The organism is Leptospira kanakyensis (genome assembly GCF_004769235.1).
Classification (GTDB): domain Bacteria; phylum Spirochaetota; class Leptospiria; order Leptospirales; family Leptospiraceae; genus Leptospira_A; species Leptospira_A kanakyensis.
Genome location: NZ_RQFG01000005.1, coordinates 696,813 through 712,379, shown reverse-complemented (window position 1 = coordinate 712,379; position 15,567 = coordinate 696,813). Strand labels below are relative to the sequence as shown.

At 39.5% G+C, this 15,567-nt stretch carries 16 protein-coding genes; 10 read left to right on the top strand and 6 right to left on the bottom strand.

Features of this window, described 5'->3' with window-relative positions:
* Positions 1 to 27: 27 nt before the first annotated feature.
* Positions 28 to 1,866 (bottom strand): S41 family peptidase, encoded by a 1,839-nt coding sequence (locus EHQ16_RS03970; RefSeq protein WP_135635441.1) that lies wholly within the window; start codon positions 1,864 to 1,866, stop codon positions 28 to 30.
* A gap of 112 nt (positions 1,867 to 1,978) precedes the next feature.
* On the opposite strand from EHQ16_RS03970, the gene EHQ16_RS03965 reads away from it, so the two are divergent.
* Positions 1,979 to 2,986, top strand: coding sequence for a tetratricopeptide repeat protein (locus EHQ16_RS03965; protein WP_135635443.1), 1,008 nt, complete (start codon positions 1,979 to 1,981; stop codon positions 2,984 to 2,986).
* On the opposite strand, the gene EHQ16_RS03960 is transcribed toward EHQ16_RS03965, so the two are convergent.
* Positions 2,955 to 3,734 carry a pyridoxine 5'-phosphate synthase gene (locus EHQ16_RS03960; protein ID WP_208742226.1) on the bottom strand — a complete coding sequence of 260 codons (780 nt, stop codon included), beginning with the start codon at positions 3,732 to 3,734 and terminating at the stop codon, positions 2,955 to 2,957. The two genes, EHQ16_RS03965 and EHQ16_RS03960, sit on opposite strands and share 32 nt — an antisense overlap.
* A gap of 104 nt (positions 3,735 to 3,838) precedes the next feature.
* Here EHQ16_RS03960 and EHQ16_RS03955 point away from each other — a divergent pair, with 104 nt between their 5' ends.
* The 8 genes from EHQ16_RS03955 to EHQ16_RS03920 all read left to right on the top strand — a co-directional run bounded on the left by EHQ16_RS03955 (position 3,839) and on the right by EHQ16_RS03920 (position 9,167).
* The gene (locus tag EHQ16_RS03955; protein ID WP_135635447.1) at positions 3,839 to 4,342 is read left to right on the top strand and encodes an FYDLN acid domain-containing protein; all 504 of its coding nucleotides are present in this window, start codon (positions 3,839 to 3,841) and stop codon (positions 4,340 to 4,342) included.
* The gene (miaA, locus tag EHQ16_RS03950; protein WP_135635449.1) at positions 4,339 to 5,229 is read left to right on the top strand and encodes a tRNA (adenosine(37)-N6)-dimethylallyltransferase MiaA; all 891 of its coding nucleotides are present in this window, start codon (positions 4,339 to 4,341) and stop codon (positions 5,227 to 5,229) included. Before EHQ16_RS03955 ends, miaA begins: the two co-directional genes overlap by 4 nt.
* A 21-nt stretch (positions 5,230 to 5,250) precedes the next feature.
* Positions 5,251 to 5,502, top strand: a complete 252-nt coding sequence (hfq, locus tag EHQ16_RS03945) for an RNA chaperone Hfq (RefSeq protein WP_135571899.1) — start codon at positions 5,251 to 5,253, stop codon at positions 5,500 to 5,502.
* 52 nt (positions 5,503 to 5,554) lie between these two features.
* On the top strand, positions 5,555 to 6,625 hold the full coding sequence (locus tag EHQ16_RS03940) for a mannose-1-phosphate guanylyltransferase (RefSeq protein WP_135635452.1): 1,071 nt from the start codon (positions 5,555 to 5,557) through the stop codon (positions 6,623 to 6,625).
* 171 nt (positions 6,626 to 6,796) lie between these two features.
* Positions 6,797 to 7,534 carry a hypothetical protein gene (locus EHQ16_RS03935; RefSeq protein ID WP_135635454.1) on the top strand — a complete coding sequence of 246 codons (738 nt, stop codon included), beginning with the start codon at positions 6,797 to 6,799 and terminating at the stop codon, positions 7,532 to 7,534.
* Positions 7,535 to 7,564: 30 nt separating this feature from the next.
* Positions 7,565 to 8,041 (top strand): chemotaxis protein CheW, encoded by a 477-nt coding sequence (locus EHQ16_RS03930; RefSeq protein WP_100789727.1) that lies wholly within the window; start codon positions 7,565 to 7,567, stop codon positions 8,039 to 8,041.
* Between the two features lie 54 nt (positions 8,042 to 8,095).
* The gene (locus EHQ16_RS03925) at positions 8,096 to 8,812 is read left to right on the top strand and encodes a phosphate signaling complex PhoU family protein (RefSeq protein WP_208742225.1); all 717 of its coding nucleotides are present in this window, start codon (positions 8,096 to 8,098) and stop codon (positions 8,810 to 8,812) included.
* Between the two features lie 37 nt (positions 8,813 to 8,849).
* Entirely contained in the window at positions 8,850 to 9,167 is a 318-nt protein-coding gene (locus EHQ16_RS03920; RefSeq protein WP_135635456.1) for a hypothetical protein, read from the top strand.
* Between the two features lie 16 nt (positions 9,168 to 9,183).
* Here EHQ16_RS03920 and EHQ16_RS03915 read toward each other — a convergent pair whose 3' ends face one another.
* Positions 9,184 to 11,682: an ATP-binding protein gene (locus EHQ16_RS03915; protein ID WP_135635458.1), complete on the bottom strand. Its 2,499-nt coding sequence runs from the start codon at positions 11,680 to 11,682 to the stop codon at positions 9,184 to 9,186.
* Positions 11,683 to 11,847: 165 nt separating this feature from the next.
* A complete protein-coding gene (locus EHQ16_RS03910; protein ID WP_135635460.1) occupies positions 11,848 to 12,525 on the bottom strand; it encodes a hypothetical protein in 678 nt (225 codons plus the stop codon).
* 178 nt (positions 12,526 to 12,703) lie between these two features.
* Between EHQ16_RS03910 and EHQ16_RS03905 the strand changes: the two genes are divergently transcribed.
* Positions 12,704 to 14,794, top strand: a complete 2,091-nt coding sequence (locus tag EHQ16_RS03905; protein ID WP_135635591.1) for a tetratricopeptide repeat protein — start codon at positions 12,704 to 12,706, stop codon at positions 14,792 to 14,794.
* Here EHQ16_RS03905 and EHQ16_RS03900 read toward each other — a convergent pair.
* Both EHQ16_RS03900 and EHQ16_RS03895 read right to left on the bottom strand, forming a co-directional pair.
* Complete coding sequence (locus EHQ16_RS03900; protein WP_135635462.1) at positions 14,778 to 15,320, bottom strand: LIC_12238 family plasminogen-binding lipoprotein; 543 nt, start codon at positions 15,318 to 15,320, stop codon at positions 14,778 to 14,780. The genes EHQ16_RS03905 and EHQ16_RS03900 overlap by 17 nt on opposite strands.
* 53 nt (positions 15,321 to 15,373) lie before the next feature.
* Entirely contained in the window at positions 15,374 to 15,562 is a 189-nt protein-coding gene (locus tag EHQ16_RS03895; protein WP_135638828.1) for a hypothetical protein, read from the bottom strand.
* Positions 15,563 to 15,567: the final 5 nt, after the last annotated feature.

Genomic DNA, 15,567 nt, shown 5'->3' with positions numbered 1-15,567 from the left:
TCATATCCTTGCCTTTTGGGATTCGGATTACTTAGTGTTTAACATCCCTTCAATATAATCCAAACTTCTGATTAACATATAGTCTGGTTTGATGGCATCATTTGCATGTGATTTTAGGAAAATATCAGCTTTCCCGTTTTTCTTCGCATACTCTTTGATGGCATTGACATTGAATTTGGATTTAACAACCCCTTCGTGTGGAATGAGGGGAAGATGGTTCCACATATCTTCTTCACGGTAACGGAAAGGAAATCCTCCGTCTGGTTCTTCCGACACTTCAATGTCGGGAGACACTCCCACAACTTGGATCGTTTTTCCAGATGGGGAATAGTATCTTGCATTTGTGATTTTTAATAAGTAATCGGGGTTGTTTTCAAGGTTATTTAAACTTTGAACCGTTGCTTTTCCGAAAGTTCTTTCCCCAAGTAAAATTCCACGGCCATGGTGTTGGATGGCACTGGCTACAATTTCAGAAGCAGAAGCCGATTTGGAATTGATCATCACTACCATAGGAAGTTTGGTGATGTCTTTGTTTTTTGCATATTTTTCTTCATCGCTGCGGAATGGAGTTCTTGTGAATACAATCATTCCTTTTTCGATAAACATATCAGCAATATCGATTGCAAGATCCAAATACCCACCAGAGTTTCCACGTAAATCTAGAATGAGAGCTTTGAGTGGTTTACCACTTTCTTTAGCTTCTTGTTCCATCTCCGCAACAGCATTTGTGATTTGTGTTTCGATCGGTGCTTCGCCGGGACCTGGTTTTACAAATCCAGTGAGTTTGATATATCCAACTTGTGGATTTTCTTTTACGATATGATGAGTTACGTTTTTAATCGTAATTTTATCACGGATGACTTCGATGTCTGTTTTTCCTGTATTTCCTTTTCTTGTGATGGTAAGAACAACTTTAGTAGCCTTTGGCCCTTTGATTTTTTTTACCACTTTATCGAGAGAAAGGTTTTTGATGACCTTTCCATCCACAGCAACAATCGTGTCTCCACTACGAATTCCGGCACGGACTGCTGGACTTCCTTCTAATGGGTTTTCCACCACCACTTCTCGGCTACCACCACCAGACAAAATGGCTCCAATTCCTTCAAAGGATCCATCGCTGATTTTTGCCATGGATTCTTCCCACATTTCTTTTAAGAATACATTGGAATGTGGGTCGAGAGAGTTCAGATAACCATTGGCAGCAGCAAGAAACACTTGTTCCATGCTGAATTCTTTTTTATCTTCCTCTTCTTCCGGAAGTTCTCCGTCAAGTTCCACAAGTCCTTTGAGGACAGGTGTTTTGTAAGTTTCCAAATTGTCTTGGATGTAAGAGATGACTCGGTCAAATTCTTTACGCGAAAAATTAATTTCTTCCCATCTGGATGCGATGACTGATTTTTTCAGTTTTTCTTTTTCGATCAGTTTTTTAAGTTCTGCATCGGATAGTTTTCTGTTTTCGTTTTTCTTTAGTTTCTCTTTTTGGATTTTTTCTACAAGAGTGTAATCAGGATCAAATAACACGAATTTGTCGGAAGGAGAAATTTTGAAAGTTTTTCCTGGCCAAAGGTCTTCTTTCTCATCATATTTTTCCCTTTCGTTGAAATAACTTTCTGGGTAAATATAAAGTGGGTGAGGCATACTGAGAACGGCAAAGGATGCTGCATCAGTGAAAGCTCGGTTTTTATTGATATTTTTATCAATATAATACTTATCCACTGATTTGACCACGGTTTCAAAGTCTTGGTAAGTAAAATTGGTTACGCGATTAGGGGCTTTTTTGGCTTCCGGTTCGCAGGAAATGAATCCTACCGGGAGGGCAAAACTGAGTAGGGTGAAAAAAGAAAGTAGGTAAACAATTCGTTTCAAGGGATCTCTCGTAAAGTGGATAGATTATCCTAAGAATTTCCGATTTTCCAGTCCATGCAACTCAAAAAAAATCGGGACAAATCTAGGACACACGTATATCATAGACGGTGCAATGCGTCCTTTCGTTGTCCTGATTTTTGCTCTTTCCCTTGGGTTTTGTACTTCCGAACCACAAAAGAACCCAACCCGGGATCCATACAGTTTGGAAACTCTTATCTTTCTGGAAGAGGTGCTTTTGGATGTATGGGAATCCTCCGAATCGAGAGAAGGGGCTATGTCTCGACTAAGATACGTTTGCCGGACACGTGATACAGATGATGGATATTTATGTTATACTTGGGGATTACTCGAATACCACCGGGGTAATTTCGCTGAGAGTTATACTGCCTTTAGAAAGGCTCTAGAAAAAAATCCAAATGATAGTCTTTATAAAAATATGTTACGAATTTCCGCCGAAAAATCAGGAAATTTAACAGATTTGAAGGCACATTCCAGAGACGGTGAGGTACTCGCTATATTTACAGAAACTCAAAAACTCTGTAAGGAAAACAAAATTCCCAATGCAGAATCCTTTCTCTTCCTTGCCGAACGAGGTGTTCTCACCAAGGAAAGTCTGCGAAGGGGTGTCCTTGCGGATTGTTTCCAAAACTTGAGCGAAGCTGACCGGTCACAAATCCAAAAAGACATTCGCCTATCTTCTCTTTCTTATAAGGAACGTTTGTATGCCGACCAAATGAAATCGGATCCATTTTCTAGGATTTGGGACACGGCAAGTTATCACAGGGGGGAAACTGGAAAAGAAGCTGTGGGTGCCAGTGCAGGTGTGGTGTCTGTCAGTTCATCTCTTGGAACGGAAGCAGGAGTTCCTATGCAAGGGACAACCTTCCGACCCGGTGCACCCATCACAGAAGCTTGGAAAAAAGTAAAACTTGCCGCCTCATCTGGAAACGAATCCCAAGGACGTGAAGGCCTTCGTAGTTTTTTATTTGAGATCCAGTCGGCAAAACGAAAAGGAAAACTAGAAGGACAGTTGGCTCTTGCCTTAGAAAGAGCTGCCAAATTGCTTCTCGAACAAGACCCTCAGTATTCTAAACTTCGTTTCCTATCGAAAGAACTTTAAGATAGTCTCCAATGGTTTTTTCCATTCCATCCACAAGGCTTTGGCTTACCAGCCTGTGACCAATGGATACTTCTGCTAAGTGCGGGAGTTGGGCAAAAAGTTTTAAATTGTTTGTATCTAAGTCGTGACCCGCATTCACACCTAACCCTAGTTTGTGGGCTTCTTTGGCGGCCAATTCATAACTTTGAAAACTTTTGGCACCATCTTCTGGAGATTTGTCATAAGCATGGGCAAAAGGGCCAGTATACAATTCAATCCGGTCTGCTCCAAGTTCCTTTACGAGGGGGTATTGTTCAAAATCCGTTTCCATAAACAAAGAAACTCGGATTCCTTCTTTGTTTAATCTTTCCACCATTGGTTTTAGGGTTTGGAACACGGTTTTGTTTTTTAGATCAAATCCATGATCAGAAGTAATTTCCCCAGGTTTGACAGGCACGAGGGTGGCTTGGTCTGGTTTTGCAGCAAGAACCAGGTTCAAAAACCTATCACTTGGTTCGCCTTCAATATTGAATTCCTTTTTAGGAGATCCATTTTTTATCTTTTTTTCGTTGTAAGATTTTAGAAAATTCTGAATTTCGAATACATCTTGTTTGGTGATATGCCTTTCGTCTTCTCTGGGGTGGATGGTGATGCCGTAAGCGCCCGCATCCAAGATAATCCCTGAAATTAGAATGACACTAGGAATGGATCCACCACGAGAATTGCGGAGAGTGGCGATCTTGTTGACATTGACACTTAATTGGGTCATAGGAAAAAAAAAACTTTCCATTAATTTTCATCCAGGAGAAAACCGTCCAATTTCAAAAAGGTTGTCCCCGAGAGGGGATTTCCAAAACTGTCAAAAGTACGTTTATGGTCGCAAAAAAAGCAGTCAAGAAGCAGGCACCGCCCAAGAAAAAAGCGGTAGCCAAAGAAAAACCCAAGGACGCTAAGTCCGCTTCCCCGAAGGAAGACAAAAAAAAGGCAGTCGCTGGTGCAAAAGCCCCCGCAACTAAGGCGAAAGCCGTTCCTGCCCCTAAAACAGCCCCTGCCGCTGTGAAGGACAAACCGGCTCCCGTGGCCAAGGCTCCCGCCGTCAAAATTGATCCGAACAACCCTCTCGGCAAAAAGTTCAGTTGTTATTCTTGTGGAACCAAGTTCTACGATTTATACAAACCAGAAAAAAAATGCCCGAAATGTGGTGCTGACCAATTGGCAAAACCCGCGATCAAATCGCGAATGGCAGCCATCCGCAGTTCTGAATACGAAGTGGAAGAAGAGGAAGAGCCAGTTTTAGAAGATGATGAACTCATGGAAGAAACAGAAGAATTAGAAGAGGCCGAAGAAGAGGAGGCACCTGCTGAGGAAGAGGAGTGATCCTCCCCGTACTCGGTGGTCCCACCGGTTCTGGAAAAACTGCCCTCACTCAAACTCTCGACCCCAAACGTTTTGAAATTGTTTCTTTTGACTCACGCCAAGTCTACCGGGATCTTCCGGTAGGCACAACGGCACCCACTCTCCCAGAGTCTTCTTACATCCGTCACTGGTTAATTGGTTTTTTAAACGCAAACGAATCTGCCAACGCGAGCCAATTTTCTCTTTGGGCCCGCGAGGCCATAAACGACATTCGAGCCCGAGGTAAAATTCCTTTCCTCATTGGTGGCACAGGTTTTTATCTCCGTGCCTTTCTTTTGGGAATGTATCCCGTACCAAATGTACCCAAAGAAACAAAAGATTATGTTTTGGAACTACCTTTAGAAGAAGCGAGGACACAACTTTTTGCCAAAGATCCCGAAGCACTCGCCTCCTTATCGCCACAAGATGGATATAGAATCAAAAGGGCATTGGAAGTCGTACTCACGGGAGTTTTGTGGTCTGAAGTTTCCAAAGAAACGGTCGGAGGGTATTTAAGCGATTATCCCAATCTCCAAGTTGTTGGACATTGGTTGGATTGGCCTCGTGAAATCCTCTACCAAAGGATTAATGAACGAGTGAAAGAGATCGCCACGGGTATGTTAGCGGAGACAAAAGAAGTGGTTTCCCTATACGGATCAGACTGTCCGGGCCTACGAACCTTAGGTTACAATTTTGCGCTTGCTTTCTTAAATGGAACCATAGACAGTAATACATTCATTGAGCAGCTGGCCCAAAGCCATCGGAATTATGCGAAACGACAGATCACTTGGTTCAAAAAAGATCCGTTACTTTCGCCCATTTCCTTCGAAGCCGCTGTCCAATTGTATACAAATATAGATAAAATATAGAGAAAACACTCGGGATTTCCAATGTCGGCAAAAAATAATATCCAAGACCAACTTCTAAATACAGCAAGAAAGGAGAAAATCGATCTCACCATCTACTTGTTAAACGGAGTACCGCTGAAAGGAAAGGTTGTTAGTTTTGACAACTTCACCATCATCTTAGAAAACGATAACAAACAGAATTTGGTGTACAAACACGCGATTTCCACCATCATCCCAGCAAAACCCATCAAACTCCATAGCGAAGAAACACCGAAAGAAGCGGGAGGGGCCTAACTCTTTTCTGGTTTTCCTCTGTTTGCTTTGTTAGATTCTGGTTCCAAACCCTATGGCAAAATTACCAAAAGAATCCCCGGTTGTCCTCATTATGGCTGGTGGAAAGGGGGAGAGGTTTTGGCCTCGCTCCCGTACCAATTCTCCCAAACAGCTCCAGAAAGTTTATTCTAATAAAACCCTTCTTCGTGAGACCATCGACCGTGCGCTCACCATTACCACACTCGACAGAATTTATATTGGAACGAATGCCAACCTAAAAGCGGAGATCCTCAAAAAAGATCCAAAGTTTCCTTCCACAAATTTCATTTTAGAGCCGGAAGGAAAAAACACAGCTCCTATCATTGCTCTTTCTGCACTTTACTTTCAGAAAAAATTTGGGAATCCAAACTTAATCGTTTTATCCGCAGATGCATTCATTGATCCCATCAAAGAATTTACAAAAACCATTGAACAGGCCTTATACGAAACAGAAAATGGAATGGTTCTACTAGGTGTGAAACCAAACCGCCCAGAAGTGGGATATGGTTATATCAGCACGGGGAAACCAACTGATGTGGGTTATACGGTTAAAGCATTTTTTGAAAAACCAGATTTCAAAACGGCTCTAAAATACATTAAGAAGAAGAATTTTTATTGGAATCCAGGGATTTTTCTTTTCCGCACAGAAACCATTCTTTCGGAATTAGAACGCCATGCCCCTCATATTTTAGGACCTTTAAAAAATGGATTTCCTTTTAAGAGTTTTGGGGATTTAAAAACTGCCTTCCAAATGCTTCCGTCGGAAGCGATTGATACTGCCATTATGGAAAAATCCAATCGGATTCGTATGGTAGAAGCAACTTTCAATTGGGATGATGTAGGATCCTGGATGTCTCTGGAACGAATCCTTCCTGGTGACAAAGAAAAGAACCACCACCAAGGAAAAGAAGTGCTCTACCATAAAGCTTCGGGAAATATTTCTTCCGTCCAGAAGGAACTAATCGCCTTTCTCGGTGTGAAGGATCTCATTGTCGTAGAAGAACCAGATGTTTTACTCGTGACTTCTCGCGAGGGAGTGGGTGATATCAAAGCGATGTTATCCACAATGAGGAAAAATAAAGTTTTACAAAAGTACCTCGACTAGAAATTTGACAGAACAGGCTTGATATAAGGAGGAAGGAATGCCTTCCGGAAAAAAGAGAAAGCGTAGAAAAATCGCAACCCACAAACGTAAGAAAAAACGCAGAGCCAACAGACACAAAAAGAAGAAATAATCTTTCTTCAGTGACTTAATGTTTCCTCCGATAGATTTGTTATGAAACAAGTCTGGAGGAAACAGAAACCCCGCACACCCGGTTTCATCCGAGCATTTACCATGGAAACACCTCTCGGGGATGTCCTGGAGGCTGAGTTCAACTTTCACGAACGTCTCGTTCGTTTAGCTGTCGAAATCAAAGAAGAGAAAGGCCGTATGTATGGTGCCACTGTCAAAAACGGTACCGTACAAGCTGAGAAGGATATTACTTCTGGTCGTGCCTACCCTGTCTTTAGAAAGATATGGCCCTTTCGCGAATACTTTAGTACCCTCCCCGATAAAGACATGCTTGCATGTATTGGTGGGGCGTACGAAATTTATCCCCCCTTTGTACCAGATGCCCAAGAGAAAGGTCGTTCTTCCAGACTTCCTTTGGAATCGGCACTTTTTCCTTCCACCCGTTATGATTCTATTTTTGGGATTGTTCGTGAAACTCGTTTCCAACGTTGGAGACGGGAAAGACGAGAGGCAAGAGAAGCTCGAGGATCGCTCTGGTTGCGTTTTAAGAGACGGGTCTGGGGTGATTTGCAAGATATCTGTATGGGCGTCGGATTTGGATGTTTGGTCTATTATCTCTACTATGATTATGTCGTATTAGGATTGACTCTAGGAATTTTGGGGATGGCCGCAGGGCTTCTCGATTTTCTTGTGAGAAAACGTTCTGTCTTAATGACAAAAGTGTTGTCATTTCTCAGTTTCGGTTCATATTTTTTCTACAATGGCTACGTCTACTTTTAGTGCGTAGGCTGAAAAATTGTAGAAAGTTATATGGCAAAAGAAACATCATCCGCAAACCAATTCATTCATGAGCAGTACATTATATTCAATTTGGGCGATGAAGAATATGCCATTCCCATCACCATCGTCGAAGAGATAGTCAAAATCACTAACCTAATCCGTGTTCCACAATCCAAAAGTTTTTTTGCCGGGATTATGGACATTCGTGGGAAAGTGGTTCGGATGATTGACCTCGCCAAACGTCTCAATATCAAAAATATTACTGAGACGGCTGATCGGGCGATTGTCATCAATGTCTCTGGTAAATCCATCGGTGTGATTGTGGACAAGGTTTCTCACGTGGTTCATTTTCCCGCAAACCAAGTGGATCCACCTCCGCCATCAGTGAAAGGTATTTCTTCGAGATACATCACTGGGGTTGGGAAAAAGGACAACAGGTTCATCATCCTCATCGATATCGAAAAAATCTTAACTGTGGAAGAAGTTACCGAGCTCGCTACCGCCTAACTTGGGATCATTGGTCGAGTTCAAGTAATTATCCAATGAAGAAATAAACTAATTATGATCATCTCTAAGTTTTATTATTTAAGAAAGAATTTATACTCCATGGCAGAACTTGTTTTGGAGCAGGTAATTCTATTAAGTGAAGCTTTGGAAGATGATGATTATGCCCAAGCAGAACGGATAGTAGAAAGGGATGACCTCATCGATGATTTAGAAAAGGAAAATGATAACCTTTCCCAAAATGCAATTTTAGAAGCAGTGAATAACCGCAACATCCTCGGAATGGGTGATGTAGACAATGATATTGTTTTAAAAAAAGACCCACTTCGTTTTGCCCTCTCCGCCATTCGAATCACAAGGAACATGGAACGGATGGGAGACCAAGTGGTCAACTGTGCTGATGTGTTTCGGCATAAAACCATTCGCAAAGGTCTTTTTAAAAACGAAGAACCTATGACTCTCATCCTTTCTCGTGTGACTACACTTGCAGGGATGGCCATTGAATCTCTTGTGGAAGAAAAAGAAAGATTTATGGGTAGTGTCAATACCTTAGAAGATGAGTTAAATGCTCTTTGTGACCAAGCCTTCCAAAAATATAGATCTGTCCCTGATATGGAAAAACAGGAATTTGCGGATGTATATCGTATCATTCTTGCATTAGAAAGGTTAGGTGATTACGCGGTAAACGTAGCGGAAGAACTTGTTCGTCTCAATACCGGTAAAGACATCCGCCATTTAGAAAATATAAATACAAAAGCATCCAATTACCAATAAACTTTCGTTCGGAAGTTATCGTTATTTAAGTTATAAAATGATCAGTGCTACTTTTATCTTTAAACAAAAAAAATCAGATTCCGAATTTGAAACTTTGGACAAGTCTATTGAATCCCATGTAGAAAACCATCCAGAGTATCTCGGAAAAGATAGTTGGGTGAATTTAGAACAAGGAACTATGGCGGTTGTTTATTATTTTAAAACCTATCTTGGTTTGGAATCTTTAAAGACTTATACCGATCATAAGTCGGCAAAATCTCAATATTCCAAATGGTACGCAGGTTACCAAGTCATCATCGCAGAAGTCACAAAAACTTATGGTGATGGTGGAATTTTACATGTAACCAATTCCTAAAATCTAGCTTTGGATGTTAAATCCTGTGATGGGAGGAAGGTGTTTCGTTCAGTGGCGCTGGATCTTTGGTGACACTAATTTTCTGGAAGGTTTGGAATAAACTTTCGATATAAAATGGTTTTCCTATAAAACCATCCATTCCCACTGCAAAACATTTTTCCTTATGTTCCGTAAGAACATGGGCAGTGACTGCAATGATGATTGTTTTTTCGGATTTGTTTTTTTCTAGTTCACGAATTTTTTCTGTGGCTTCAAACCCATCCATAACAGGCATTTCACAATCCATAAGAATCAAATCGTATTTATTTTGTTGGAAAAGTTTTACCGCTTCCAGTCCGTTTTCAGCCACATCAAATTTGATGTTAAATTTTCTTAAGAGACCACCCATTACTTTTTGATTGAGAATATTGTCTTCCACGATCAGGAAATTTTGGTTGGTAAATGTGGATTCGAATAAACTGGGTTTGGTGGTATTATCGTTAGATATTTTTTCTATATTTGTTGAATCTTCGTTTTCGATGGGTAACAAACACCAAAACAAACTGCCTTTATTGAGTTCACTACTAACACCAATGGTTCCTCCAAGTAAGGAGACTAGGCGTTCGGAAATGGAAAGCCCTAGTCCCGTTCCGCCGTACTTTCGTGAGGTGGAGGCATCCGCTTGTGAAAATTTATGGAAAATGGATTCAATTTTATCCTTTGCGATTCCTATTCCCGTATCTTCAACTTCGATGCGAATTTTATCGGTTTCTCTTTTGACACGAAGAGTTACGGATCCTTTTTCAGTGAATTTTATAGCGTTTCCAAGTAAATTGAATATGATCTGACGAATTCTGCCGGGATCAGAATAAATAAATTTAGGAACATTGGGATCGATATCTAGTTTTAAATCGATAGGTTTCCATTTGGATTCAATCGATAATAGATCGTAAACTTCTGAAACTAAATGATGGATATCAAAATTTAGTTTTTCGATTTTCATTTTTCCCACTTCAATTTTTGAAAAATCCAGTATGTCATTGAGAATGATGAGGAGAGATTTTCCTGCAGAAGCAATCGAAGTTACTAGTGATTTTTGTTCTTCATCCAAATTGGTTTTAAAAAGAATTTGAGTGAGACCAATCACTCCATTGAGTGGAGTTCTAATTTCATGACTCATGGAAGCTAAAAATTCTGACTTGGCTTTGTTGGCAATTTCTGCCGAATCTTTGGCCCTTTCTAATTCTTTTTGAATTTCTTTTGTGATACTAATGTCCGTTGAAATACCACAGAGTGCGTAGATTTCTCCGTTCTGATTTCGCAAAGGAATTTTTACTGTAAGATAGGAAGTGACCTTCCCATCTAATAGATTTTCTATTGTTTCCTCTTTTTGAATTGTGATTCCATCGATTAAAACAGATTTATCGTTTGCGATTAAAACTTTTGCAGTTTCTTTATCTAGAAATTTTTCATCTGTTTGGTTTAAGATTTCTTCTAGAGGTTTCCCAAATAAATTACAAACTTCTCTATTTGCAAATATATATCTTCCATCTTTATCTTTTAAATAGATACAAGCGGAAACATTGTCTAATATTTCGCGAAGCCTGGATTCACTATTGGTTAATCTTTGTTTTGCGGATTCTCCTTCTTCGTATAATTCCTGTAATCGTTTTTGCGTAATGTTCAATCTTCCTAAAATCGAGTTTCTATGATCGAATGGATGGAGGTCTTCGTAAAAATTCCCATCACCGAGTAAGGATATTTTTCGAAATGCCTCATCTACACTTCCACCTATGATGGACGTTAGAGATCTATGTGTTAAAAACAAACTGATTGCAAAGAAAATTCCAGTGATTATAAGTACAGTTCTTAAGAGAAATACCGTGGCTTTTGCATCTTCTATGGCTTTTGTAGTTCGATCATTCAATTGATTGTATAAATCATTGATTGGTTTCATGATTTCCGCTTTGGCACGAAGGTAGTTATCGTCGTATAACAGGGTAATGGCTTTAGGATTTGCTATGGATCCTTTTTTCATGTCCCTTTCTGCAATGGACATTGCTGCAAATTCAATTTTTGTTAGTTCGTCTGATTTAAGTTTTGATTCTGAAAGTAAAATAAAATCTGATTCATGAAAGTTTGCTTTTCTCATGGAATCATAGATACTGACAGTTTCACCTTCTTCGGAAGGAGGTGGAAGTTTGTTTGCAATGACAAGATCCCAATAAGCATAACTATAATCTTTGGGTCTTGGACGTTTCCCATTTCGAATGTCCAAAATCATCTGGAAGTATGTTTTATACTTCGCTTCTCTCTGGATGACATAAAGTCGTACTAAGTTTGTGAGTTGGTCTGAGGATTGACGGAGTTCATTTGCAATTTGTAAAGAATGGTATCTGTTTTCTTCTGCTTCATCAATATTCCTTTCGCTGGCCGTATAAAACAGAAAGGCGACTGCGACAAAAATAAAGAGGATTATGTTCAACAAAAGGTAAGGAAATAATTTACCTCTTTTTGACCAAATTCGTTCCGGCATGGCAGAAATTTAATGATTCGATTTTAAAGGTAAACAAAAATATTCTGATTGGATGTAAATACAGAAACAGGGAGACGTCCTAGTCGAAAACCGGTCTGAAATGGGACGGGTTGTTCGTAGCTTAAAAAAATTACGAATCAAAAACTCGTACACCTACTAGAGAAATTAGGAAGGTTTTCCTTTTCCTTCCATATAAGCCTGTAATTCTTGTTGTAAACCTTCGGGAAGACTGAGACCCCTTGCTCGAATTCTTTCATTGTATTTATTGAAAGACATTCTGTGTTGGTTGGTGTTGAGATAACCTTCCAAAGCTTCGGCTGCCCAAGACATAATTTCTTTTACAAAATCGTGGTTTTCTTCCAATTGATCACAAAAAGGAATGAACAAAGGGCGATTGACTGGCCTACCAATATTTCTGTAGAATAAAAGACAATACAATGTTTCATCACCGAGAACTGATTCGGTTCTAATTTTTTCTTCCACGTATTTTAGGTTGATTGTGTCCAGATAATCGATGTTAACCGTTTCGGGTGCCAATCTTTTGGAAACGAATTTAGAAATTTCTGTTTTTACAAAACTTAAATTGGTGCAATGTGCGGGACAACAACTTTGATCTTTGTGAAGATCACATTCCAAAAGTAAAATACAATCAACATCCGAGGTTGGATCTACAATACCAAAATTGATGGAGCCCAGTAGTTCCAAGGCAACTTCATAACCCTTACGTGATAATTCTTGCGTCGCAAGTCGGAAGGCCTGCATTCGTTTGAGGGCGTATTTGGTATCATAATTTCGGTATTTGTTTTTAAGGACAAGATACCTTTCCACGATGTTTTTTGACATATGAGATCCAGTTCTGCTGGTGAATTGCCTTACAGTGAACGCCAGTCATTCCAATTATACAACACCTTTTGGTTGTCGAAATTTGATTTTTCGCCGATAGTTAAGACCAGGGAATCCAAACGAATTGAAACTGAAGGATCGGGCCCATGACAAATGGGGAAAAGGTAATGGAGTGAAAATGGAAAGTCACTTTCTTTGGAAACTGGGGCACTTTTGTGAGTCGGTGGAAAAGGTAAGTCAGTTACTTTTTCGTGCGGGTTACTTTCGAATCTGCCTAACCTTTTCCCTCGGATTCATTTTTCTGATCTTAGTGGGAAATGCGGGGATTTGGGCCGGGGAAGAAGACCGTCGGAACCCCTTATCTGGACTTTATTTATCACCCTTACAAGTGATCTCCACCGAAGAAATCCAAACCCTGGATTCTGAGAAACGGATTCCCATAGATGAAGATTCTGGAATTGCACTTCGGGAAGAACCGAAGGCGGTAGATCCCAATGCGGCAGATGTTCCTGTGATTCCTGGGGGTGACACTCCTGTGGATGCTGCAGTGGAATCCGGGCCCAAGAATTTAGAAACTAAGATTCGTGAGGCGGAAGGCCTTCTCAAACGTTATTATAGCCAGTTCATTGAAGAAAAACGAATTTGGGAAGATCGAGAAAAAGGAAACGTTTATAATTCAAGAACGGAGATGAATGATATCCGTCTTTTGTTATGGCAAAGCACTCATAAAAATTCTGAAACTTATATTGTTCGTGATTCTCCGTTATTATACAGTTTGCATATAAGGCTTGCTAGGTTGTATGTTGAGTCGGAAAAATATGCACCTGCTCTGCGTCACTACCTAGCAGCATTTAGATACCATCCTTTAGAAATGACCGAAGAAGAATTTCGAAAAGGAGAATGGCAAAAGGAAGACGTTTTGGGTTATGACGCGTCCTCTGCCAAAGAACATGATCGTTTGTTTAACGAATGGAAACAATCAGAAGACAAGTTGAAAAAAACAAAAGATGAAATCCATATAAAAGAAAGTAATTGGATTCGCGAAGGTAAAAGTTTATCAAACTTGGCTCCGCAGTCAAAAGTTTGGAAAGAAGATGTTCGTATTGCTGAAGAAAATAAAAAACGAACCAAACAAAAATATGATGAATCGATTAACTTACGATATTTAATTTATCTCGATAAACGAAAACAAATTGAATCAAAAGATCTTTATGCGTTTGCGAATGTTGTTAGAAAATTAGAAGATGATAACAAAGAACGTCTTAAAATTGTTAATAAACTGGGAACGGCCGGTAAAGGGATTTATGTTTTATTCGATTATAAACGAAACACGGATTTTTTTGCTTACGAATTGATTTTAGAAAGAGCTTACCGGGTTTGGAATGAAAATCCATCAGTACTCAATGATATTGCAGAGCAGTATAGACAAGATGGTAAAAAAGAAAGAGCAGCAGATTTTTATGAAAAGGGTTTGAATGAACTTTTGAAATTGAAAAACCCATCAGAAGAAGAAAAAGAAAAAATTATAAAAGCAAATCTTCGTTTGGCTACCATCAATGCAGACTTAAAACGTAATATCATCGCCGGCCAATATTACGAAAAGTATTTCAATTTATCACCTGATTCTGCTGATAAAACGAGAGTAGCTTACGAAATTGGAGTTTTTTTTAATTCACAAATTGGTGATCCCGATAGAGGCGTTCCTTTTTTAGAGTATTGGTTGGAAAGAAATAGTAAGGACTGGAATCCTGGTTTGGATGTAGACACTGGACTTACTGAACTTGAATCTATCGCTTACTATTATCTCAGTAAAAAAGATAAGAAACACAAACGAAATGAATTAGAGAGAAACAAACTTAATATTTCTTTTGCACAGTGGAAGAAGTTAGATGAAAAGTTAATCCTCGCTGAAAATGATCTCAAAGAATTGATTGAGAAAAAACAAACTCTTAAAAAAGATCTAATGGTCACAACACTTGATGATATTCTTTCCCAATATCGATTGATGGATTTAAAAATCGAAGACCAAGAAGCTGTCATTCGTGTGTTGGAAACAAAAAGAAGTAAAATCCCTCTGATCAAAATTTTATTTAGATTGGGAGTTCTTGCCGAGGAATCCAGAGATTTTGTCAAAGCAAAAGAATTTTACGAACGTATCATCAGTGAAGGTGGTGAAACAGACATACGAGTAGCTCTGAAAGAGTTAGAGAGAGTTAGGAAAATTTTAGAAACTGGAAATATACAACCGCCGATCAGCGAGAGTATTTGATGATTTCGTCTGTTTGGTCACCAGCTAATTCTTGTTCTAAATTCTCTTGTGTATAACCTTCATCTGGTAAAACACGGAATTTTACTTCATCAACTGTATCACCTTCATGAACGATTTTAATTAAATATTCACCAGTTCTTAAAAGAGAAAATTCATCTCGGATTGCATGGGAATCTGGTTCCGCTCTTTTCTTTTTGATATCAATTTCAACGAAGTCTAATTCATATCGATTGAGTGAAATATAAAAGTCAGTTTCTGAACCAGGATTTCTAGAGAACTGGTATACATAGTGGATGGTATCGGTCGGAGAAAAGATAAGATCATCTCGCATCATCTTATAATCAGTGATGGTTTGGATGTGTTTTTCCAAAATATCCATTTCTTCCATTTGGGTGGTAGTCCAACCAAATTCACCTTTGGGAACTCCACATTGGATGAGAGTGATTGTGAATAGAAGGGGAAGGAGGGAAAATATTCTTTTGGAAAAAATCTGAATGAGGGGACTAGGCACCGAATTCTGTCTCATCTTAGTTTCATTTTCGACAGAATTTCGAATTCGCCTGCTCGTAAATCGATACTTTATTCTATAATTTTTCCGCGTTCGGAAATATCTTTTTCCTTAGGTGGGAATCCATTTCTCTCTCGGGGTTGGGATTCCCTTTGGTTTTTTCCAAAATCTTCTGCAATTTTTGCGGGTAAAATGAGGATGCGGCTCACCCAACGCAAAATCAAAAAAAGGAGAATGGAAAGGACTAGAATTTTTGCCATAACAC

Bases quoted from the DNA above. Each gene is read 5' to 3' on its own strand.
- EHQ16_RS03915 (WP_135635458.1), bottom strand. From the start codon at position 11,682: ATGCCGGAACGAATTTGGTCAAAAAGAGGTAAATTATTTCCTTACCTT.
- EHQ16_RS03930 (WP_100789727.1), top strand. From the start codon at position 7,565: ATGGCAAAAGAAACATCATCCGCAAACCAATTCATTCATGAGCAGTAC.
- EHQ16_RS03895 (WP_135638828.1), bottom strand. From the start codon at position 15,562: ATGGCAAAAATTCTAGTCCTTTCCATTCTCCTTTTTTTGATTTTGCGT.
- EHQ16_RS03900 (WP_135635462.1), bottom strand. From the start codon at position 15,320: ATGAGACAGAATTCGGTGCCTAGTCCCCTCATTCAGATTTTTTCCAAA.
- EHQ16_RS03965 (WP_135635443.1), top strand. From the start codon at position 1,979: ATGCGTCCTTTCGTTGTCCTGATTTTTGCTCTTTCCCTTGGGTTTTGT.
- EHQ16_RS03940 (WP_135635452.1), top strand. From the start codon at position 5,555: ATGGCAAAATTACCAAAAGAATCCCCGGTTGTCCTCATTATGGCTGGT.
- EHQ16_RS03910 (WP_135635460.1), bottom strand. From the start codon at position 12,525: ATGTCAAAAAACATCGTGGAAAGGTATCTTGTCCTTAAAAACAAATAC.
- EHQ16_RS03920 (WP_135635456.1), top strand. From the start codon at position 8,850: ATGATCAGTGCTACTTTTATCTTTAAACAAAAAAAATCAGATTCCGAA.
- EHQ16_RS03935 (WP_135635454.1), top strand. From the start codon at position 6,797: ATGAAACAAGTCTGGAGGAAACAGAAACCCCGCACACCCGGTTTCATC.
- EHQ16_RS03925 (WP_208742225.1), top strand. From the start codon at position 8,096: ATGATCATCTCTAAGTTTTATTATTTAAGAAAGAATTTATACTCCATG.
- EHQ16_RS03955 (WP_135635447.1), top strand. From the start codon at position 3,839: ATGGTCGCAAAAAAAGCAGTCAAGAAGCAGGCACCGCCCAAGAAAAAA.
- EHQ16_RS03960 (WP_208742226.1), bottom strand. From the start codon at position 3,734: ATGACCCAATTAAGTGTCAATGTCAACAAGATCGCCACTCTCCGCAAT.
- EHQ16_RS03905 (WP_135635591.1), top strand. From the start codon at position 12,704: ATGGAAAGTCACTTTCTTTGGAAACTGGGGCACTTTTGTGAGTCGGTG.
- hfq (WP_135571899.1), top strand. From the start codon at position 5,251: ATGTCGGCAAAAAATAATATCCAAGACCAACTTCTAAATACAGCAAGA.